General features: G+C 63.3%; 23 protein-coding genes. 2 read left to right on the plus strand and 21 right to left on the minus strand.

Features of this window, described 5'->3' with window-relative positions; genetic code table 11:
- Nucleotide 1 precedes the first annotated feature (1 nt).
- On the plus strand, nt 2-1,096 hold the full coding sequence (locus M1D97_RS10240; protein WP_456267634.1) for an ABC transporter ATP-binding protein: 1,095 nt from the start codon (nt 2-4) through the stop codon (nt 1,094-1,096).
- A gap of 3 nt (nt 1,097-1,099) precedes the next feature.
- Complete coding sequence (locus M1D97_RS10245) at nt 1,100-1,864, plus strand: glycerophosphodiester phosphodiesterase family protein (protein ID WP_456267635.1); 765 nt, start codon at nt 1,100-1,102, stop codon at nt 1,862-1,864.
- Nucleotides 1,865-1,962: 98 nt separating this feature from the next.
- Here M1D97_RS10245 and trpC read toward each other — a convergent pair whose 3' ends face one another.
- The 21 genes from trpC to M1D97_RS10350 all read right to left on the minus strand — a co-directional run bounded on the left by trpC (nt 1,963) and on the right by M1D97_RS10350 (nt 18,215).
- On the minus strand, nt 1,963-2,763 hold the full coding sequence (gene trpC / locus M1D97_RS10250) for an indole-3-glycerol phosphate synthase TrpC (RefSeq protein WP_456267636.1): 801 nt from the start codon (nt 2,761-2,763) through the stop codon (nt 1,963-1,965).
- Nucleotides 2,764-2,821: 58 nt separating this feature from the next.
- Complete coding sequence (gene trpD, locus M1D97_RS10255; protein ID WP_456267637.1) at nt 2,822-3,850, minus strand: anthranilate phosphoribosyltransferase; 1,029 nt, start codon at nt 3,848-3,850, stop codon at nt 2,822-2,824.
- Nucleotides 3,851-3,929: 79 nt separating this feature from the next.
- The gene (locus M1D97_RS10260; RefSeq protein ID WP_456267638.1) at nt 3,930-4,550 is read right to left on the minus strand and encodes an anthranilate synthase component II; all 621 of its coding nucleotides are present in this window, start codon (nt 4,548-4,550) and stop codon (nt 3,930-3,932) included.
- Between the two features lie 208 nt (nt 4,551-4,758).
- Nucleotides 4,759-5,880 carry a phage late control D family protein gene (locus M1D97_RS10265; protein ID WP_456267639.1) on the minus strand — a complete coding sequence of 374 codons (1,122 nt, stop codon included), beginning with the start codon at nt 5,878-5,880 and terminating at the stop codon, nt 4,759-4,761.
- Nucleotides 5,880-6,092, minus strand: a complete 213-nt coding sequence (locus M1D97_RS10270; RefSeq protein WP_456267640.1) for a tail protein X — start codon at nt 6,090-6,092, stop codon at nt 5,880-5,882. The genes M1D97_RS10265 and M1D97_RS10270 overlap by 1 nt, the downstream gene beginning before the upstream one ends.
- Nucleotides 6,061-6,474 carry a phage tail protein gene (locus M1D97_RS10275; RefSeq protein WP_456267641.1) on the minus strand — a complete coding sequence of 138 codons (414 nt, stop codon included), beginning with the start codon at nt 6,472-6,474 and terminating at the stop codon, nt 6,061-6,063. Before M1D97_RS10275 ends, M1D97_RS10270 begins: the two co-directional genes overlap by 32 nt.
- Nucleotides 6,467-8,854 (minus strand): hypothetical protein, encoded by a 2,388-nt coding sequence (locus M1D97_RS10280; protein ID WP_456267642.1) that lies wholly within the window; start codon nt 8,852-8,854, stop codon nt 6,467-6,469. Before M1D97_RS10280 ends, M1D97_RS10275 begins: the two co-directional genes overlap by 8 nt.
- Before the next feature lie 140 nt (nt 8,855-8,994).
- Nucleotides 8,995-9,282, minus strand: coding sequence for a phage tail assembly protein (locus M1D97_RS10285; RefSeq protein ID WP_456267643.1), 288 nt, complete (start codon nt 9,280-9,282; stop codon nt 8,995-8,997).
- A 65-nt stretch (nt 9,283-9,347) separates the two neighbouring features.
- Nucleotides 9,348-9,857 carry a phage major tail tube protein gene (locus tag M1D97_RS10290; RefSeq protein ID WP_456267644.1) on the minus strand — a complete coding sequence of 170 codons (510 nt, stop codon included), beginning with the start codon at nt 9,855-9,857 and terminating at the stop codon, nt 9,348-9,350.
- Nucleotides 9,857-10,384 (minus strand): hypothetical protein, encoded by a 528-nt coding sequence (locus M1D97_RS10295; protein ID WP_456267645.1) that lies wholly within the window; start codon nt 10,382-10,384, stop codon nt 9,857-9,859. Before M1D97_RS10295 ends, M1D97_RS10290 begins: the two co-directional genes overlap by 1 nt.
- 26 nt (nt 10,385-10,410) lie before the next feature.
- A complete protein-coding gene (locus M1D97_RS10300) occupies nt 10,411-11,931 on the minus strand; it encodes a phage tail sheath subtilisin-like domain-containing protein (protein ID WP_456267646.1) in 1,521 nt (506 codons plus the stop codon).
- Nucleotides 11,932-12,026: 95 nt separating this feature from the next.
- Nucleotides 12,027-12,557 carry a hypothetical protein gene (locus tag M1D97_RS10305; protein WP_456267647.1) on the minus strand — a complete coding sequence of 177 codons (531 nt, stop codon included), beginning with the start codon at nt 12,555-12,557 and terminating at the stop codon, nt 12,027-12,029.
- A gap of 29 nt (nt 12,558-12,586) precedes the next feature.
- Nucleotides 12,587-14,002 carry a phage tail protein gene (locus M1D97_RS10310; protein WP_456267648.1) on the minus strand — a complete coding sequence of 472 codons (1,416 nt, stop codon included), beginning with the start codon at nt 14,000-14,002 and terminating at the stop codon, nt 12,587-12,589.
- Nucleotides 13,995-14,615 carry a phage tail protein I gene (locus M1D97_RS10315; RefSeq protein WP_456267649.1) on the minus strand — a complete coding sequence of 207 codons (621 nt, stop codon included), beginning with the start codon at nt 14,613-14,615 and terminating at the stop codon, nt 13,995-13,997. Before M1D97_RS10315 ends, M1D97_RS10310 begins: the two co-directional genes overlap by 8 nt.
- On the minus strand, nt 14,608-15,519 hold the full coding sequence (locus M1D97_RS10320) for a baseplate J/gp47 family protein (protein WP_456267650.1): 912 nt from the start codon (nt 15,517-15,519) through the stop codon (nt 14,608-14,610). The genes M1D97_RS10315 and M1D97_RS10320 overlap by 8 nt, the downstream gene beginning before the upstream one ends.
- The gene (locus M1D97_RS10325) at nt 15,519-15,857 is read right to left on the minus strand and encodes a GPW/gp25 family protein (RefSeq protein WP_456267651.1); all 339 of its coding nucleotides are present in this window, start codon (nt 15,855-15,857) and stop codon (nt 15,519-15,521) included. The genes M1D97_RS10320 and M1D97_RS10325 overlap by 1 nt, the downstream gene beginning before the upstream one ends.
- Nucleotides 15,858-15,907: 50 nt before the next feature.
- Nucleotides 15,908-16,489, minus strand: coding sequence for a phage baseplate assembly protein V (locus M1D97_RS10330; protein ID WP_456267652.1), 582 nt, complete (start codon nt 16,487-16,489; stop codon nt 15,908-15,910).
- The gene (locus M1D97_RS10335; RefSeq protein ID WP_456267653.1) at nt 16,486-17,031 is read right to left on the minus strand and encodes a hypothetical protein; all 546 of its coding nucleotides are present in this window, start codon (nt 17,029-17,031) and stop codon (nt 16,486-16,488) included. The genes M1D97_RS10330 and M1D97_RS10335 overlap by 4 nt, the downstream gene beginning before the upstream one ends.
- Nucleotides 17,028-17,585 carry a hypothetical protein gene (locus M1D97_RS10340; RefSeq protein ID WP_456267654.1) on the minus strand — a complete coding sequence of 186 codons (558 nt, stop codon included), beginning with the start codon at nt 17,583-17,585 and terminating at the stop codon, nt 17,028-17,030. The genes M1D97_RS10335 and M1D97_RS10340 overlap by 4 nt, the downstream gene beginning before the upstream one ends.
- Nucleotides 17,578-17,895, minus strand: a complete 318-nt coding sequence (locus M1D97_RS10345; protein WP_456267655.1) for a head-tail joining protein — start codon at nt 17,893-17,895, stop codon at nt 17,578-17,580. The genes M1D97_RS10340 and M1D97_RS10345 overlap by 8 nt, the downstream gene beginning before the upstream one ends.
- Nucleotides 17,895-18,215 (minus strand): Rho termination factor N-terminal domain-containing protein, encoded by a 321-nt coding sequence (locus M1D97_RS10350; RefSeq protein WP_456267656.1) that lies wholly within the window; start codon nt 18,213-18,215, stop codon nt 17,895-17,897. The genes M1D97_RS10345 and M1D97_RS10350 overlap by 1 nt, the downstream gene beginning before the upstream one ends.
- Nucleotides 18,216-18,235 lie beyond the last annotated feature (20 nt).

Genomic DNA, 18,235 nt, shown 5'->3' on the forward strand with positions numbered 1-18,235 from the left:
CATGGCAACACTGACACTCGAGTGCCTGCGAAAGCGCTACGCCGGCAGCAGTGACGTGCTCCACGACATTGAACTGAGCATCGAGGACGGCGAGATGATCGTGGTCGTGGGGCCGTCGGGCTGCGGCAAGTCAACGCTTTTGCGCATGGTGGCCGGGCTGGAGACGATCAGCGGCGGTGCGCTGTTCATTGATGGCGAGTGCGTCAACGACCAGGAGCCGGCCGAGCGCGATATTGCCATGGTCTTTCAGAACTACGCGCTCTATCCCCACATGAGCGTATTCGACAACCTGGCCTACAGCCTCAAGAATCGCGGCACCCCCAGAGCCGAGATCGCCCGGCGCGTCGAAGAGACCGCCCGGCTTCTCGACATCGCCTCGCTGCTCAATCGCAGGCCGCGCCAGCTCTCGGGCGGGCAGCGCCAGCGCGTGGCGATGGGGCGTGCCGTGATCCGACAACCGCGTGTCTTTCTGTTTGATGAGCCACTGTCCAACCTGGACGCGAGCCTGCGGGTACAGATGCGTCGGGAAATTCGCGCCCTGCAGCAACGTCTGGGCATCACGTCCCTGTATGTCACCCATGATCAGACCGAGGCCATGACCATGGCCGACCGGCTGGTGGTGATGAATGCCGGGCGCATCGAGCAGATCGGCACGCCCATGACACTGTTTCGCAAGCCCGCCACCCGCTTTGTCGCCGGGTTTATCGGCTCGCCGGCCATGAATTTTCTGACCTGCACTGCCGGGGATCTGCCCGGCTGGCTGCCCCGCGTGCCGGTCGAGACCGATGCCCCCCTTACCGGCGAGCTGAGCGTGGGCATCCGGCCCGAGCACATGGCGCTGACCGCCCCGGGCGCCGGCCATATCGAGGCCCGCATCGAGCTGGTGGAGCCGCTGGGTTCCGAGAGTCTGGTACATGTGCGCCCCACTGATGGCGAGGCGCCACTGGTGGTGCGCCACGCCGGGGTGGATCTGCCCACCGCCGGGCAGATGACCGGCCTGAACCTGCAGGGGCCGTTCCATCTGTTTGATCAATATGGACAACGACTGGCCACCCGGCCCAGACTGGCCGGCACGACCTGTTCCATGGAGCCATGACACATGCAGCTACCCCGCTATATTGCTCACCGCGGCCTCTCGCACCACGCCCCGGAAAACACCCTGGCCGCCATTCAGGCCGCCGGCGACGCCGGCTGCGAATGGATCGAGCTCGACGTTCAGTGCCTGGGCGACGGCACGCCGGTCATCTGGCACGACGCCACGGTGGATCGCTGCAGCGACGGGCAGGGGGCGCTGATCGACATGACCCGCGAGGATATTCGCCGGCTGGATGTGGGCAGCTGGTTCTCTGCCGAATTTCGCGGCGAGCGCATGGCGCTGCTGGATGAGGCGCTCTCACTGGTGAGCGCGCTGGATCTGGGGCTGAATCTCGAACTCAAGATCAACTCCGGTCATGACCCGGTCGCGCTGGCCGACGTGGCGGCCCATCGCGCCTGCCAGGTGCTGCCGGCTGATCGTCTGCTGATATCGAGCTTTGACATGAGCGCGCTGGAAAGCGCCCGGGCCCGGGACGACGCGCTGGCGCTGGGGCTTTTATACGAGGCGATACCGCGACGCTGGGCCAGCGATGCCGAGCGGTTCCGCCCGATCAGCGTGCACGCCGACTGGACACGGCTTGACCAGGAGCGGCTCATCGAAGTCCAGAGCGCCGGGCTGGCCCTGCTCTGCTATACGGTCAACGACCCCGAGCGCTTTGCCTCCTGGTGGGACCACGGCGTCAGCGGCGTCTTTACCGATGACCCGGGGCGCTTTGATGCGCGCTATCAGCGCCGGTCGCGAGGGGATGGCAGCCGCAAGCCGCGCTGAAGGCGCTAAAGCGTCTGCCGTTCGAGAGGTGCCAGGGCCCCGAAACGAACACTGCCAGCGCGTGGCTGGCAGTGTTGATCGTGCCTGCAGGGGGCGGCTCAGGTGAAAAAGAGCTGGCGCAGGGCATCGCCCGGATCCGCTTCCCGCATGAAATGCTCGCCCACCAGAAAGGCATTGACGTTGCCCCGGCGCATGCGCGCCACGTCCTCACGGGTGGCAATGCCCGACTCGGTCACCACCCGCACGCCCTCGGGCACCTTTTCCAGCAGTTCAAACGTGGTCTCCAGCCGGGTCTCGAAGGTATGCAGATCGCGGTTGTTGATGCCCACCAGCGCCAGATCCAGCGTCAGCGCCCGTTCGAGCTCTTCCATGTTATGGACCTCGACCAGCACGTCCATGCCCAGCTCGATGGCCAGCGTATTGAGCGTTCTCATCTGCTGGTCATCGAGGGCGGCCACGATGAGCAGAATCGCATCGGCGCCCATGGTGCGCGCCTCATAGACCTGATAGGGCGCCACGATGAAGTCCTTGCGCAGCACCGGCAGCTGACAGGCGCCGCGCGCGGCGATCAGAAAGCGCTCGCTGCCCTGGAAATAGTCGGCATCGGTGAGCACCGACAGACAGGCGGCACCGCCGGCCTCGTAACGCTGGGCGATGGCGACCGGGTCAAAGTCGGCCCGAATGATGCCTTTCGAGGGCGAGGCCTTTTTGATCTCGGCAATCACGGCCGGGTCGCCGTTGGTCAGACGCTGATTGAGTGCCGCGGCAAATCCGCGAGTGGGCGGCGCCTGCTCGGCGCGAGCACGCAGCGTGTTTTCACTGATGCTGGCCGAACGCTCGGCAATCTCTTCATGCTTGCGGGCAATGATACGGGTCAGAATGGTAGGCAGCGTACTCATGCGGTGTTCCCTGGCAATCGCCGGGGCGCGCGTCACGCCCCGGCGCTATGATGGTGAGTCAGTCGCCGGCCTCGGCCAGTCGGGCAGAAAATTCTGCCAGTGCGTCCAGCTTGGCCAGCCCCTGCCCCGTTTCGAGCGCATTGCGTACGGTCTGTACGCCCTCCCGGATGGAGCCGGCCACATCGGATACATAAAGGGCGGCGCCGGCATTGTAGGCCACCATATCGGCGGCAGCCCCCTCCCCGCGCAGCGCCGACTTGACCAGCACCAGGCTCTCTTCGGTGCTGTCGGCGCGAATCGTTTCCAGCGGCTGACGCGCAAGGCCGACATCCTCGGGGGTCATCACATATTCGTGAATTTCGCCCTGATGCAGCTCGGCCACCCGGGTGGCCGCGGCAATGGAGAATTCATCGAGGCCATCCTCGGCGTGCACGACCAGCACATGCTGGCTGCCCAGACGCCGCAGTACCGTCGCCATGGGCACCAGCAGATCGGCGCTGTAGACCCCGATGACCTGGCGCGTGGCGCCGGTGGGGTTGGTCAGGGGCCCAAGGATGTTGAACATGGTGCGCACGCCCAGCGCCCGGCGAACGGCCACGGCGTGGCGCATGGCGGTGTGATGATTGGGGGCGAACATGAAGCCGACCCCGACCTCCTCGATGCAGCGGGCGATCTGTTCCGAGGAGAGTTCCAGCGACACGCCGGCACGCGCGAGCAGGTCGGCACTGCCGGAGCTGCTGGACACCCCGCGGCCACCGTGCTTGGCCACGCGGGCGCCGCAGGCGGCCGCAGCAAAGCTCGCCGCGGTCGAGACGTTGAAAAGCCCCGCCCCATCACCGCCGGTGCCGACGATATCCACCACGTGGTCGGCATCGACGTGCACCGGATACATCAGCTCGCGCATGACCATGACGGCAGCCGTAATCTCGTCAACGGCCTCGCCCTTCATCGCCAGGCCGACCAGAAAGCCGCCCATCTGCACCGGGTCGGCTTCGCCGCGCATGATGGTCGACATGACCGTTCGCATCTCGTCCAGCCCGAGATCCTCACGGCGTGTCACGCGCGAAATGGCTTCCTTGAGCTCCATGACTCTCTCTCCATGCCACAGGCAGCAGGCGCCACCCGAAAGGGATTGTTATCGCATCAGGGCCGGACGTGCCCGGCGCTCAGGCCTCGACTGCCGCACCACGCGGGGCGTCCTGCGGCTGACGCTTGAGGAAGTTGGCCAGCAGCTCATGGCCCTGACGCGACAGGATCGATTCCGGATGGAAGAGCACGCCTTCCATGTCCAGCGTCCGGTGGCGAATGCCCATCACGATACCGGGCGTCACGTCATCGCTGACGGTAGCTGATGTAATCTCGAAGCACTCGGGCAGCGTCTCGCGCTCAAGAATCAGCGAGTGATAGCGCGTGACCTCCAGCGGGTTTTCAAGCCCTTCGAACGCGCCCCGACCGTCGTGATCGATCAGCGAGGTCTTGCCGTGCATCACCATGGGGGCCCGGATCACTTCGCCACCATAGGCCTGACCGATGGCCTGAAATCCCAGGCAGATACCGAAAATGGGGACCCGGCCGGCGAAGTGGCGGATCAGATCCAGCGAAATGCCGGCCTCGCTGGGGCTGCAGGGCCCCGGCGAAATCATCAGGTGCGTGAAGTCACGCTGCTCGATCTCCTCGATCGTCAGCGTGTCGTTGCGGATCGTTTCAACCTCGGCCCCCAGCTCGCCCAGATACTGGACGATGTTGAAGGTGAAGCTGTCGTAGTTGTCGATCATCAATACGTTCATGGCTTATAAACCCCGTGGTTGCTGGCCTCGCTATCAAGCGGTCGCGGCTTTTACCCAGAATTTTACCCAGATCGGTAAATGCAACCAGGTACACCAGAAAATTGAGCGGTCCTGATGATAGCAGACGCGCCAGACAATTAGGATATGGCTCCGCCATGCTGGGGTAGGCTATCTTATGGCAGAAGCAGTGACGGGCAATGGGGCAAATTCAGTCACCACCCTCGACACCATCAGGCTGCTCGCTACTGATCCTGCACGTATAACCGGAGCTGTCGATACGGTGCTCTACCTTCGTCAACAGCCATTCACCATCGGCGCCAGTGCGAAATCCCGACAGAGACACTCGCCCCTCGGCCATCAGCCGCGTGTTACCCGGTAGCGTGAGACTGAGCGTCTGCCCGCTGCGCTGGCCCTGCCCCAGGGCCGAGCGAGCAGCGGCCGTGGCAGTGGGGGCATCGGGGAATATCTCGGAGAGTCGCTCGATAGGGCCGCCCGCGCCGGCGGTTACTTCGCGCGTGATGGCCTCCAGCATATCGCGCCAGCGAGCGACCACGCTGCCCGGTTTCCGGCGCTCGGATAGCGTCATGCGCCCGCCGGTTACCATGTCTGGCGTTAGGGCCACTGTTGGCAGGCTGGGAGAGGCTGCAGGCGTACTGTCGCCACTCTCAGGTTGCTGGCTGGATGCACCGGATGATCGAGGCGCGCGTGAGCGACCACGTTCGACGAATACCAGCTTACCACCCCCCGGCTTGCAGACGGCTTCATTTTGCAGGGCGATGCGCGTCAGCATCTGCATATCCGATTCGTTGTCCTGATCGATCTGCGGCAGCGCCCGATTGACTAGGGCATCACTGACGGCGGGCTCCAGACCGTGCTCGCCGGCAATAACCGACACCATCTCACCGATGGTGGTGCCGCTTTCCCAGCTGCGCTCTTTCTGCCCCTGCAGTGGCTGCCGTTTCGAACCGCCAGCACCGGCAGACGAGGATGTATTGCCGCCCTCCCCGGGCTCGGCCTGGCTGGTCGCCTGGGGAGCTGCCCGGGCCTTCACCATTACTTGATTGGGCGGCCAGCGGAGCTCGACCTCATCGACAACGTAAAGTCCCATGCGATCAACGGCGCCGTCGTAACCCAGCCACACTTCCAGCTCGGCGCCTGTTGTGGGGAACGCGATAGGGGCAGCCGGATCGTGGTCGGCCAGCGTGAGGTCCAGCCGGTCGGACTCGACGCCCGATTGATCGACAATGCGCAGCGATACCAGCCGATCAGCGATAGCCGCGGTCACGTCGTTGCTATTGGCCACTACGCGATAGCTGGGCTGTACGTTCATCACCAGAGCCTCACCGACTGTTTTCGAAGCGATGCCACATTGATGTCGGGCAGTGTCACTACCCAGCCGGCGGGCAGGCTTGGTCCGTTTTCAGCCAGCCCGGGGTTGGCATCCAGCACCAGCTCGACGATTCGATTGTCCTGCCGGCCGTAATACCGCCAGCAGATCCAGTCGAGGGTGTCACTCCTCTTCGTTCTGTACTCCTGCGCCATCGTCGCGATACCTGATCTGGATAACAAAGCGCTGACGGCGCGGGGTGCCGCCGCGGGCGTGAATTTCGCCGGTCTCCTCGATCGACTCGACCACCCACCGGCCATGGATGTAACCGTTGCCATCGACCATCAATAGCGGACGGGCCTTGTCGGCCTCTGCACGCATCCGGTCCAGCTGCCCGGCGCCGCCCCGATACTCCGGGTAGATGATGCCGTCCAGGGTGATGACCTCGCCGGCCTTGCCGGTGTATTGCAGCGCCTCGCGCGCACCGACTCGAGACTGACTGGCCCACGTCCAGCGAGTGGCGCGGTGCAGCTGCTGATAGGCGGCGGTGTCGACGCAGAAGGCGTAGCGGCCGAGCTTGAGCATGACGTCAGCCATCGTAGAGCGCCCCGCGCTGTCGTTCGTTGAGCTCATCGAGCACCATCTCTGTGATGCGCCGAGCGTATGACGTATCACCCTCACCCTCGCGCGCGGCGACGGTCAGAGAGACGTTGTTCGTGATGTTTTGCGTTGGCGGCTGCTGCGCAGATGACTGGCGATCGCTGCTTGATTGGCGGGGCTGGATGTCGGCAAGGTCGGGGCGCGCCGGGCCGCCGCCAGCAGATCTTTGAGTCTGGCCGACACCTTCCTGCCGAGCACTATCGTCATCGCCAAATCCCAGCCAGCTTTTGGCTTTCGAGAAGGCGTTGCCCACCCACTCGAGTTTTCCGGCGATCCAGTTAATGGCCTGCTGGGCGCTGTCCATGACACCGTCCCATAGACCGGCAAACCAGCCGCTGACGCCACCCCAGGCTTGGGCTACCAAGCCCACCGGCGACCACGCAAGAATGGTTTTCAGTCCTTCCCATGCCGTAGAGGCCACACTCTTGACGCCGCTCAACAGATTGCCGAACCAGTCGGAGAGACCGCCCCAGTTGTTGGCAATCATTGCCAGCGGATGCCATGAGAAGGTCTCCTTGAACCAGTCCCATGCCGCGCCGACCTTTGCCTTAATGCCGTCCCACAAATCCGCAACCCACGGGCCGATGCTGCCCCAATTGCGATAGATCAGATAAGCGCCGGTTGCAATGGCCGCAATTCCCGTAACGATCCAACCAACAGGCGTCGTAGCGATCGCCAGCCCCAGCGTTTTGAATCCGGCAGATAGAGCGGGCAGCACACCAGACACGGACAGCAGTGCTTTGCCCAGCCCGAAAACCGCGGTGCCGAACGAGAACACCGAGGCGATGGCCTTGCCCGCCAGTGCCACACCGACGATCGTAGCGAGGTTGTCGAAACCACCCACCAGATCCGCGGTCTGACTGACCAGCGCACCGACCATCTGGCTCGAGCGCCAGAACCCCTTTCCTATTTCGATGATGGTGGGCAACGCATTCTCGATGCCGTCGGCAAACGCGGCCGCCCATTCGCCGATCTGCTCCTGATTCTCCTTGACGTACCCGCTGAATACCGTGAACCCGCTGGTGACCAGCGGCAAGAGCTGGCGCGCGAAGGTATTACGGACGCCGACCAGCGCATTCTGCGCATTGCGCCAGGCATGCATGTAGTCGCGAGCCTGATCGCCATCGAGCCCATTGACCGTGGCACCAAACTCATCGTACTCCCGGCGCAGGTTGAGAAGCTCTTTTGCACTTTGGGAGATCATTTCGACAAGCTGCTCACCGCCTTGGCCGCCGAGGAGCTCATCGGAGATGCGTTGCCGCGCCGAGGCGTCATCAATCTGCCTGATCCGTTCCAGCACCATGCCCATCATGGCACCGGCATCGTCGCTGACCTTGCTCAGCTGATCGCCGGTCAACCCCAGCCGCTTGAACGCGTCGGCCGCCGGCCCCTTGCCGGTCTGGATGAACTCATCGGAGCGCATCGACAGTTCCTTGAAGGCGTCGACCATGGCCTCCTGCTGCACGCCGAACTGACGACCAGCGCCTGTCCACTGCGACAGCTCGGACGTCGACATCCCGAGGCGCGACGCCCACTGATCGATCTCTTCGGTACTCCGCGCGTAGGAGTGCACCACCGTCCCCATTGCCGCCGATACCGCCGCGCCGGCAATGCTGGCGTTTCGGCCGAAGGCTCCAACCTCCTGATTCATGCGCTGAAAGGAAGCGCCAACGCGACCGGTGCGCTGCCCCACGTCTTTCCAGGCACTCTGGCGGCGCTGTAGACGCTCCATGCGCCGCGCCAGACGCTCGCTTTCATCGCCCAGATTACGGGTATCGACACCGGCCTCGCGTAGTTCTTCGCGCACCTCATGCAGACGCCGGCGCTCGTCCGAGAACTGAGTGTTGAGCGTGTCGACGTGATGCTCGGCCTGTTTGTGCTCTTCCGCCAGCGACTTCGTATCGCGCTGGGCGTTCTGAAACTCCTTGCCCAGCCGCTTGGCTTCTGCACGAGCCTGCTCAAAGTCATGGCGCAGCACCTCGCTGGGTTCATCAGCGCGGCGCATCTCATCCGCCAGCTGCTCCACACGATCCGTGGCCCCGTTATAGGCCTGCTCGGCCTGGCGGGTAGAGCGCCGGGAGTCCGCCAGCTGATCGCCCAGACGCGACACTTCGCCACGCGCCTGCTTGAGGCGGTCGCGGGTGTCGCGCAGTCCCTGAATATCAAAGCGGTCAATGCGCTTTTGCTGACGCTCTACGCCCTTGATGGCATCGCCGACGCCCTCGAGGCGCTGCTGCGTGGTCCCGATCGACGAGTTAAACGCCTTCGAGACCGAGCCGCCGATGTTGATGACCGCATTAAGCCGCTGATTCGCCATGCATCCGCCCTACGACTGCCGTTTTGGCAGCCCTTTTACCCACCATAAAAACCGGCTGGTCCGCATGGCGCTGATGTCCGCCAGCGTCCAGCCGGTATGCGATGCCAGCGCCAGCACCAGCTGACGCACTTCATCACCGCTCAGTCCAAAAAACTGGAATACGCCTTTTGGACGCGCGTCCACGATCGCATCGGCAGTGCCCGAATCTCGTCGGGCGCGACCTCGCAAAGATTGGCGAACATGCTGATCTCGCGCGTAGCGTCAGACCCTTTCATCTCGCTGGCCACCACCTGGTCATCTACAGTGGGCTCGCGCATGCGCAGTTTCTGCTGTTCAACGCCGGCGAACGTTGCCGGGCGCGGTAACGTGATGTCGACGTAGCTCCCATCGTCAGCCATCTCGAGGTATTCCGGGGCGGTATCGGACATGGTGTGTGCCTCTAGTCATGTGCAACGAAGACCGGCCATGCCGGTCATCAGTATTGAAGGAAGTTTCAGACGCCCAGTGCGGTGCGGATCTCGGCCATGTAATCGGTGCCGTTGACGGTGCGCACCATGTTTTCGATGTCGATCTCGTGGATCGTCGACCCATCGTGCTCTTCGCGGTAGTAATCCAGCCGCATGGTGATCGTCATCGTGGCCTTGGTACCGGGTGTCCAGGTGCCACGATCGATACCGGTGATCTTGCCGCGCATGACGTGACGCACCGGCGTGATCGTGCCGTCGTAGGATTCCATGGCACCACGGCCAACGAATGGCACCTTTTCCCCTTCGGCGATACCGAACTGGCGCAGCACGTCAGCATCGTAGGCGCTCAGCACGAAGCTGGTCTCCAGTGCTTCCATGCCCATGTCGAGCGTCACCGGTGCATCCATGCCACCAGCACGGTACTCCTCGGTTGCCAGGTTGAGCTGGGGCGGCGTGTACTCGTCGACGTTGCCGGCATAGCCGCGGCCGTCGACCGAAACCGTCATGTTTTTGATGATGTTGCGTGCGACAGCCATCAGTTGAATACCTCTCTGATCTCATTGAAGCGGTTGCTTTTGCGCCTATTCACGAAGCGCGGGATTACTTGGATATTGGCCGCGACATGAAGTCCGCAGACGGCCTCTCCAGCAATCGGAACGATGTGATCGACCTCCCAAGAAAAACCGGTTTCTTCGGTACGTCTTGCCGCAAGGCTGTAGGCTTCCTTTATGACAAAGTCGTCGAACTCGCTAGGCCGCCGCGGCGTTGCATTTGCTTTTCTGGCTCGATAGGCAGCGCGATGAGCCGCATAGGCCTCGCGATTTTCATTCCGATATTTTTTGCTATTCTCGTTAATGCGCTCTCGATTTTTTGCCGCATAATCTGGGTTTTTCTTTCGCCAACGGCTAGAGATCGCCGCCACTGCCTCTGGGTTCTCACGACAACGGCGAGCCGAGTACCCGCGTTGACACTCCAAACACACACCTTTAGCGGTCGAGCGCCATGCAACATGCCCTTTGGGGCAGGGCTTGCCTGAAAAATACTTCGACAAACCCTTTTCCATCGCAATCTTGCGAGCCCCTGGGCGACTCAAGCGAAAACCTCTTCCACATAATCATTCACCAGCATCGAGCGGAAGGTAATGTGCTCGGCCGGGTACGGGGGCGTGAACTCGAAGTTGAAATAGACCTTGCCCTGCTGGACGTTGGCCGGTGTATTGAGGTCAGGATCAGGCCAGCAGCGGCCACCCAGCAGCGCACCCCGGGCAACCAGTCCGCCGATGTAGGCGTTGACGCCCTCGGTCACGTCCTCGACGTAAGTGCGCGTGATGTTGCGATCAACCGCCCACAGATGAGCACGCAGGATGCTGTCGTTGATGATGTCTGCCGTGCGCCTTACCGACAGAAAAATCCACTTCATATCGTCGGTCAGCGACCGGTTGCCCCAGAGGCGGTAACCGTCCTGCTGAATGGTGGTGGCGATACCGCCCTCGTTGAGCAGGTTGGCGCGGGCGTTGGCATCGCCCAGCGTGAAATCCACCGGGCGGCTGGTGCCGACGATGCCGTTAACCGGTTTGTTGGAAGGTGACCACCAGAAACCCTGATCATTATCCGTACGGGCGATGATGCCGGCCACGCGCGCCGATGACGGCTCATCCACATAGCTACCATCATCCGCCAGCACCTGATACCAGGGATCGTGCATGTAGACCCGGGCGCTACCCCAGTCGTTGGCATAACGCTGCGCAGCGTCGTCGGTAGTGTTGGGACCGTCAGCGATCACCACGGCGCGCATGCGATCGGCAATGCCCAGCATCTCAGCGACCACGGCGTTACGGCGGCCGTTCTCGCGCTGATGCGTAAATCCGGGAGCAATGAGAATGCGAGGCTGAAAACCCATCACGCTGACAGCGCCAGGCAGTGCGTGAACCCCCTCGAGCTGACCGGTCTTCGCATTGGCGCCGCCGACCACATTGGCGGTCGTCTGCTGCTCGTCGCCACCCTCCTCGACGCGCACAACGATCACCACGGCACCGATCTGGTCGAAAACGCCCTCCAGCGCCCGCTGGAGAGTCCCGGCGGTGCCGAGACGGGAAGCCTTTGTGCGGCTACCGGCCACCAGCGTGGGGGTATTGAGTGGGAACGGCTCAGCGGCACCGCCGGACAGTGAGCGATAGCCCCGGGCGCGTGTCAGGCCGGCACCGTCAGAGCCATCAGGCAGGGCCGCCGATACCAGAGCAGCGGCCTCGGATGAGCCGTTGACGGCGGTCACGACATCGCTGGCCGTACTCGACACGATGCCATCGGCATCGGTGCCCAGGGTGACGGTGATGTCGTTACCGGAGGCCGAGACCGCCAGCTCGGTGCCGGGCTGCCCGGGATCGACGTAGCGAATCCGGACATTGTTGCCGCTGGTGCCGGCCTGAACAGCGATGTAGTCAACTGCCGAACCGGCAGCGGCAGTGCCGGTAGTGAGCGTTGCGGCGGTAGCGCCCTCGGCATCCGGCGCTGTGCCGACGATGCCGATGACGCTCGAGCGTACGGTCTGGATCGGCCGAGGGCCGGTATCGATCTCCAGAACCTCGGGGCCGTGAAGGAATTTGTCAGCCATGCGGATATTGCCTCTGCTGATCAGCATTTCACCCAATGAAGTGCTGACAGCATCGCGCGGGCGCGCAACAGGCTCCGCTGGCAGTGGTTCTATCGTCAGCCGTCGGCGTTTGCCGAGGGTGCCAACGCTTCGAGCCGGTCGATGTAGGGCCGGGCGATTTCCATGAAGTCGGCGTCATCGCCGGCCTCGCGGATTTCGGCTTTGCCGGCGAGGCGGATGCGGCGCACTTCCAGCAGACGGTCCTCGGCGCGGCCGGCGGATTCGGCAATCTGCTCGGCGGCCGCGGCCTCGGTAATGCCCTCGGCATCGGCGTGCGCGCGGATCGCCTGGGGAATTTTGCCGTCCGGGCTGGCACGGTACTCGGCGAGCGCGTCATACACGAAACGGTATTCCGCATCGAGATACTGCCCGACGGATCGATCTGAGGCGCGGACGCGGTCGGCGGTGGCGTCGACCCGGTCGATGGCCGAGGCGCGACGCGCTGGCGCTGGGGCCCGCGGCGGCGGTGATAGCGTTTCACCGTCCCACAGCCAACCCTCCCGGACGTTGGTTCTGCTATCAAATTCAACCCATTCGAGTGACCGAGGAAATCGACCCACCGGGTTAATGTCAGTGATCTCGGCCACGGCGCCGCTATCGATACGTGCCCACATAGTTAAAACCTCGCAATAATGATCCCATCCGCCCCGGCATATGACCCGTTATCGGCCCTGCCGCCGCCTGCGCCTGCGCCATAGCCTGTAGGGGGAACTCCCATCCCTACCCCGCTTCTTCCGGGGCCGCCCAGCATGCTAGTGCCACCCTCGGCTGAACCTCCACTACCATCCGCCCCATTTGAGTCGCCACCATTACCGCCGCCGGCGTAGAAATAACATCCCGTACCGCCGTTACCTCCTGCACCTCCGCCGCCACCGCTACCCGAGTCGCCGCCCCGACCGGGCTCGACGGAGCAGAATTCACCGAATGAAGATGTTGATCCGTTGCCGCCCGACGCGTTGGAATTTGGCGCCATCGCGCCACCCTTTCCCACAGTAACCAACACCTCATCCACTCCGGTTAAATCGAGCAGAGCAAATCCCGTGGCCGATCCACCCCCTCCCGCTCCTCTGTTCGACAGCGAGGATGACGATCCGCCACCACCACCGCCGCTGGATAGAGTTATCAGGGCCTTGCGCAGTCCTTTCTTTAGTACATCGGGCACTCTAAATTTGCTGATCCCCACCCTGAAAACGACGACATTCTGAAATGCGTCTGACCCGGCAAAATCTGTCGCTTGCATACCGTCCAGCGTGTCGGCATCAAGGCCCGAACCATGACCAACGCCACTTTTTGCGGCGTCACCCAGCAGGGCCAGCACTGCCTGCACCGTGCCAGCATCGCCGAACTTTTCGAGCGTTGATGCCAGTGTGATCTGCCCAGCGTTGTGTGCGCTTTCTTCCTGACGGTGATCATCAATCTGGGCCATGCCTCCAGCTGGCGTCTGGGCGGCTTTGGCTTCCTTCCCCTTTCTCGATTCGGTCAGCGTGGCATACCGCATAAACCCCTTGTTTTTGGTATCCGCGTCGGGGTGGTTGCGGCTTTTGGCGTGGGCTTCGATGGCCTTGTCGACGTACTGGCGCGTGGCCAGCACCACTGATGGATCGACTTTTAGCTGGACGTTGGCCGTGTTGCTTAGGATCAGGTGCATGCGCACGACCTGGTTGCGGCCCGAGCCCTGGGCAAGCAGTGGTTTGTAGCTGGGCGCGCAGTTGGCGACAGCCACGAAGTCGCCGTCCGCGTCCTCGAGCCCCAGCTCTCGAATCCACCAGCCGCCGACGTTGGGTGGCAGTACCAGCTCGGCGATCAGAATGCCGGGGTTGTCCGGGTCGACCGACAGCTGGTTGACCGGGGCGCGATACACCTGATTGATCAGGCTCGTCTGCTTTGCGTCCGGTACCGGATCGCTGCCGTTGGCATCACCCAGCAGCATGTGCGTGAGCTTCCATGGCGTACTCAGCGCATTGGCATTGGCCTGCTTCGCCTCGCCAACGTCGGTCAGGAATCCGCCAAATGTAGAGTTTTGATCAACCATGGATGTCGACTTCCAGTGTGTCAGTGGTGGTAGTGACCACGGCGCGGCTTGCGTGGCATGAGACGTCAATATCCGGGCCCGCCCAGGGCAGCACGTCGATTTCGTCGCCGTCGTAAACGGACACGCCGACGTGTGTGGTCAGGGAGGTGCTCAGCGTGATGTCGAGGCCGGTGATGTGGCGTGTCAGGGGTTTCGCATCGGCAATCAGCCGCTCCAGCTCGACGAACATTTCGTCGGTGATGCCGGTGTCCAGCACGCCGATGCGCAGCGAAAACGTTCCCGGTTCGCCCTCGGGTACCCGTTGCCACCATTCGCTGACCTCGAGCAGGTAGCCGAGTGGCTCGACAACGCGGCGCAGGGCGCTGATCGTGCCCTTGCGGGAATGGACATAGAACGCCGCTTTCACCACACCGCGCTTGGCGCTCTCGCTCCATGTGGTGTCCCAGCGATCCACGCTGAACGCCCAGGCAAGGTAGGGAAGCAATGGCCCCGGGCAGTCATCGGGGTTCATGAGCGTGCGCAGCGGTACCGGCACGCGCTCGAGGTCGGCCAGTGCCTCAGCTGCGGCACGCTCGAGCTCAGTGGCATTCGGCGGCAGGATCGGACTACTCATCGGTGCCCCCGTTCGCGACCGTAATACCGGTGCAGTGCGAGGCCCGGGTTTCATCGATCACCAGATCTTCGCTCGGGCTGGCCAGTTCTACCCGCTGGACACCTTCGACGTGCAGCGCGGCATAGATCGCCGACAGGCGAATATCGCGCCCCAGTCGGCGCTGCTCGCTGACATACGTCTCGACGTTGGCTTGCGCGGCCGCAATGATCGGCTCCTGCTCCGGTCCCGGATACATATAGAGGGTGGCGTCGATGGCATAATCGACGATCTCGGCCGACTGGACGGTAAGCCGGTCGCCGACCGGGCGCACGTCCTCTGCAGACAGTGCCGCCGTAACGATGTCGAGCAGATCCGGCGTCGCCTCGCCGGTGCCGAGCTGGGACAGCACCGTGACGACGGCCACACAGGGGCTGGGACTGACGGCGGTGGCATCGGCCACCCGGCCATCGGCGCTGAGCGCGTGAAATACGTAGGCGGCGCGCGGGCCGGCGACGCTCAGCCCATCAAACGCGCGTTGAGCGCGCAGACGTAGATCGGTGTCGCTCTCTAGTGTGGGCGGTACCGGCGGCACGGCATCCGGGTCGCCGGGATCGACAGTCAGGCGATCCACATTGACGTTGGCCGCCAGCTGAGTCAGGTCATCGCCGCCAGCGTAGGCCAGCATGACCGCCCGGGCGGCTTCGTTGACGCGCTGACGTAGCACCACTTCCCGGTAGGCATTTTCCTCGAGCAGTTTGGTGATCGGCTCGGATTCGAGCGCGAGCGTCTCGCGAATGCCTGCCCGTTCGGATTCGGCATACAGCGAGATCAGATATTCCTTGCGCTCCGCCAGCAGCGTCTCGTAATCGATGGTTTCAACGATGTCAGGAGCCGGTAGCGCGGACAGATTGATCGGGGATGCCATCAGCGCACCTCAATGCCATCGAGTTGCAGGGCCTGCCCGTTCGGCAGGTAGCGACCGTGCAGATCCAGAACGACATGGCCGGGGGCGGCGCTGGCAACCTGCACTCGCGTCAATCGGAAACGCGGCTCCCAGCGGGCCACTGCCTCGGCGGTAGCCGCGTAGAGCTCGAGCAGGGTGGTGTTGTTCATGGGCGCATCAATCAGCTCGAACAGCCGCGACCCGTAGTCGCGCCGCATCACCCTGGTGCCGATTGGCGTTGTCAGGATGTCGCGCAGCGACTGCCGCAAATGGTCGATGCCGGAGAGGGAGCGCCCGGTCTGCGCGTTCGTACCGTTCATGCCGCCAGCTTGCGCGGGCGAGCATGCGTGAGCCGCTGGCAGGGGTTCTATCAATTGGGCGGGCTGGTCTTGCCGCCGCTATCACCATCGTGGATGTGGCCGATCTGACTGACGCCGTCGGCGATCATGTCGCCGGAGGACGTTACCGAGTCGTTGACTCTGAGCGGCGCGTTGATCGTGACATCGCTGGCATCCAGCGTGATGGATCCGCCAAACTCGACATGAAGCGCTCGAGCGCCTCGGATAGTGACATCGCCCACGCAGTCCACCGTCAGGTGGCCGGCGTCGCGGTCATACTCGACACGGGTGCCATCGGCGTATTCGGTAACATGATGCGTCACGCGCTCGCCCGGGGCGGGATGGGCCGATTGATAGATGGCGGGCAACACGATGGCCTGGGCCGAATCACCAGAGGGTGACAGCAGCATGACCTGCTCGCCGGGTTCCGGTGCCCACCAGGTGCGATCAGGGCCGGCACGTTGCGTCAGCCACGGCAGCCAGGTCGTTACGATCCCGCCAGCGGCAACGCGGCAGCGTGCGGATGCCGCATCCACATCGCTGACAGTACCGACACGCAGGAGGTTGTGGAGACGGCGCTCGAGATCGGCCAGCCGATAGGCATCCGGTTTCATGCACTCCCCCGGCCGTTCACGCGGCGATAGTCGTCCTCATGCTCCGGGCCTGTCAGTGGCGAAATACCCACCCACACCTCGGCAGGCGTCACGCCAGTGTCGTCCCAGATGCTCTCGCCCACAAAGATCGTCTGCGCCCAGCTCAGGCGCCAGACGTGATACTGATCCAACTCCGGAGAAAACTCGTCACGCTCGCAGGCCATGACGCGGGCAGGCTCGATACTCAATCCCCACCTCTGCTGGTGTACGAAATGTGCCAGCGCAGCGACGTTACGTCGGATGGCGCGCTGCTGATCGCGGCCGCGAAACCCGACGATGTATCTGGCCTCGAACTGGGCCTCCATCGCCAGCTGGCCGTTCCCCGGGTCGTCGTCGGGCACCGGCGTCAACTCGACCAGCTCGATCAGCACCGCCGGGGCCGTCACGCGCCGGCGATCATCGGGATAGTCATCGACGGTCCGCAGCTCCGGGAATTGCTGATGCAGCGTGTCGATAATGCTCTGGTGCAGTGCATCCAGACTGATGCCATCGTCGATATTCATCGCGACCTCAGATAGCGGACACGCGCGGTCAGATCGCGCCGGAAATAGTCCCAGAAGATCTCGTCAAGGCGGTGGAATATACGATCCTCGACGTAGATGTCGGCGCGCTTCTTGATCGGCAGGCGCTCCTCGACGACCGGCAGGCGAGACTGCCCCTTGCGCCGCAGGATGGTCTTGCGCCGTGCTTCGCGGCTCTTTGCCACAAAGGCACCGGGGAATCGATGAGAACCGCCTGCGCCGGCGTAGCTGGCACCGTCGGTGCCACCGGCCACCCGGCCCTTGAACTCGGAGACCGGCAGATCATTGAGGCCGTACCAGAGCTGCACACTGCTGCCGCTCCCTCGCTTGATGCGCAGCTGCTTGATTCGACGCCGCAGCGCCTTTGCCCGGCGCAGCCCCAGCTCGTCCTGTAGCCCCTGACTCGACAGGCGCCGCAGGGTCGCGGCCGTGCGTGAGAGCGCCCGATTGTAGGAGAGCCGCACTTCCCGGGGCGCTGCCCCGAGCTCACTCACGACTGACTGCAGATCGGACTCGTCGATGTCGAAATCAAGCATTGCGCACCGCCAGATCGAGCATGGCCATGCCACTGCCGTCGCCCTGGGGTTTCGTCATCACATCGTAGGGCGTGCCGTTGACGCGACAGGTATCGAAGCGCTCCACCCCGGGCACGTCCGACAGTTTGCACCAGACCCGCGGCCGGGTACTGTCCATGGCGTATTCGCCTAGCTGGGCGTCGTAGTATGCGTCCTCGAAGATGCCGGACAGGGAAAGCTCAACACCGTCGGCGCGCTGAACCGTCACCCGACAGGCAAACTCGACTTCATCGAAGAAAACGTCGAGGTCTTCCCAGTCCGGCGCGGGCATTACTCGTCGCCCTCGGTGTCAGCCTGAGCGGCTTCGATCGCGGCGATCAGCTCGGCCTTTTTCATGCTCGAAAAGCCTTCGATTTCGAGCTCCTCGGCCATTGCCTTGAGTTGCTCGACGGTCATCTCCTGCAGGGAAGGATCATCGTCGCCATCAAGATCGTCATTGCTACCGCTCAGCAGCTTCGCCTTGCCTCGGGTCACCAGCGATCGCGCATCGGAGACCGGCACATCCTTGATGGTCTCGCCGGGCGTGATCATGTCACCGGCCAGCATGAATGCGCTGGTGCACTGAATAGTGACGGTCTGTTGTTTCGTCATGGAACCACCTCAAACGGCCA

The organism is Kushneria sp. AK178 (assembly GCF_053903105.1).

Excerpts from the sequence above, each read along its gene's own strand:
- M1D97_RS10325 (WP_456267651.1), bottom strand. The coding sequence starts at position 15,857 with ATGAACGGTACGAACGCGCAGACCGGGCGCTCCCTCTCCGGCATCGAC.
- M1D97_RS10275 (WP_456267641.1), bottom strand. The coding sequence starts at position 6,474 with ATGGCTGACGTCATGCTCAAGCTCGGCCGCTACGCCTTCTGCGTCGAC.
- M1D97_RS10335 (WP_456267653.1), bottom strand. The coding sequence starts at position 17,031 with ATGAATATCGACGATGGCATCAGTCTGGATGCACTGCACCAGAGCATT.
- M1D97_RS10310 (WP_456267648.1), bottom strand. The coding sequence starts at position 14,002 with ATGGTTGATCAAAACTCTACATTTGGCGGATTCCTGACCGACGTTGGC.
- M1D97_RS10340 (WP_456267654.1), bottom strand. The coding sequence starts at position 17,585 with ATGCTTGATTTCGACATCGACGAGTCCGATCTGCAGTCAGTCGTGAGT.
- M1D97_RS10290 (WP_456267644.1), bottom strand. The coding sequence starts at position 9,857 with ATGGCTGTCGCACGCAACATCATCAAAAACATGACGGTTTCGGTCGAC.
- M1D97_RS10330 (WP_456267652.1), bottom strand. The coding sequence starts at position 16,489 with ATGAAACCGGATGCCTATCGGCTGGCCGATCTCGAGCGCCGTCTCCAC.
- trpC (WP_456267636.1), bottom strand. The coding sequence starts at position 2,763 with ATGAGTACGCTGCCTACCATTCTGACCCGTATCATTGCCCGCAAGCAT.
- M1D97_RS10265 (WP_456267639.1), bottom strand. The coding sequence starts at position 5,880 with ATGAACGTACAGCCCAGCTATCGCGTAGTGGCCAATAGCAACGACGTG.
- M1D97_RS10280 (WP_456267642.1), bottom strand. The coding sequence starts at position 8,854 with ATGGCGAATCAGCGGCTTAATGCGGTCATCAACATCGGCGGCTCGGTC.
- M1D97_RS10345 (WP_456267655.1), bottom strand. The coding sequence starts at position 17,895 with ATGCCCGCGCCGGACTGGGAAGACCTCGACGTTTTCTTCGATGAAGTC.
- M1D97_RS10315 (WP_456267649.1), bottom strand. The coding sequence starts at position 14,615 with ATGAGTAGTCCGATCCTGCCGCCGAATGCCACTGAGCTCGAGCGTGCC.
- trpD (WP_456267637.1), bottom strand. The coding sequence starts at position 3,850 with ATGGAGCTCAAGGAAGCCATTTCGCGCGTGACACGCCGTGAGGATCTC.
- M1D97_RS10350 (WP_456267656.1), bottom strand. The coding sequence starts at position 18,215 with ATGACGAAACAACAGACCGTCACTATTCAGTGCACCAGCGCATTCATG.
- M1D97_RS10245 (WP_456267635.1), top strand. The coding sequence starts at position 1,100 with ATGCAGCTACCCCGCTATATTGCTCACCGCGGCCTCTCGCACCACGCC.
- M1D97_RS10260 (WP_456267638.1), bottom strand. The coding sequence starts at position 4,550 with ATGAACGTATTGATGATCGACAACTACGACAGCTTCACCTTCAACATC.
- M1D97_RS10300 (WP_456267646.1), bottom strand. The coding sequence starts at position 11,931 with ATGGCTGACAAATTCCTTCACGGCCCCGAGGTTCTGGAGATCGATACC.
- M1D97_RS10295 (WP_456267645.1), bottom strand. The coding sequence starts at position 10,384 with ATGGAAAAGGGTTTGTCGAAGTATTTTTCAGGCAAGCCCTGCCCCAAA.
- M1D97_RS10320 (WP_456267650.1), bottom strand. The coding sequence starts at position 15,519 with ATGGCATCCCCGATCAATCTGTCCGCGCTACCGGCTCCTGACATCGTT.
- M1D97_RS10240 (WP_456267634.1), top strand. The coding sequence starts at position 2 with ATGGCAACACTGACACTCGAGTGCCTGCGAAAGCGCTACGCCGGCAGC.
- M1D97_RS10270 (WP_456267640.1), bottom strand. The coding sequence starts at position 6,092 with ATGGCGCAGGAGTACAGAACGAAGAGGAGTGACACCCTCGACTGGATC.
- M1D97_RS10285 (WP_456267643.1), bottom strand. The coding sequence starts at position 9,282 with ATGTCCGATACCGCCCCGGAATACCTCGAGATGGCTGACGATGGGAGC.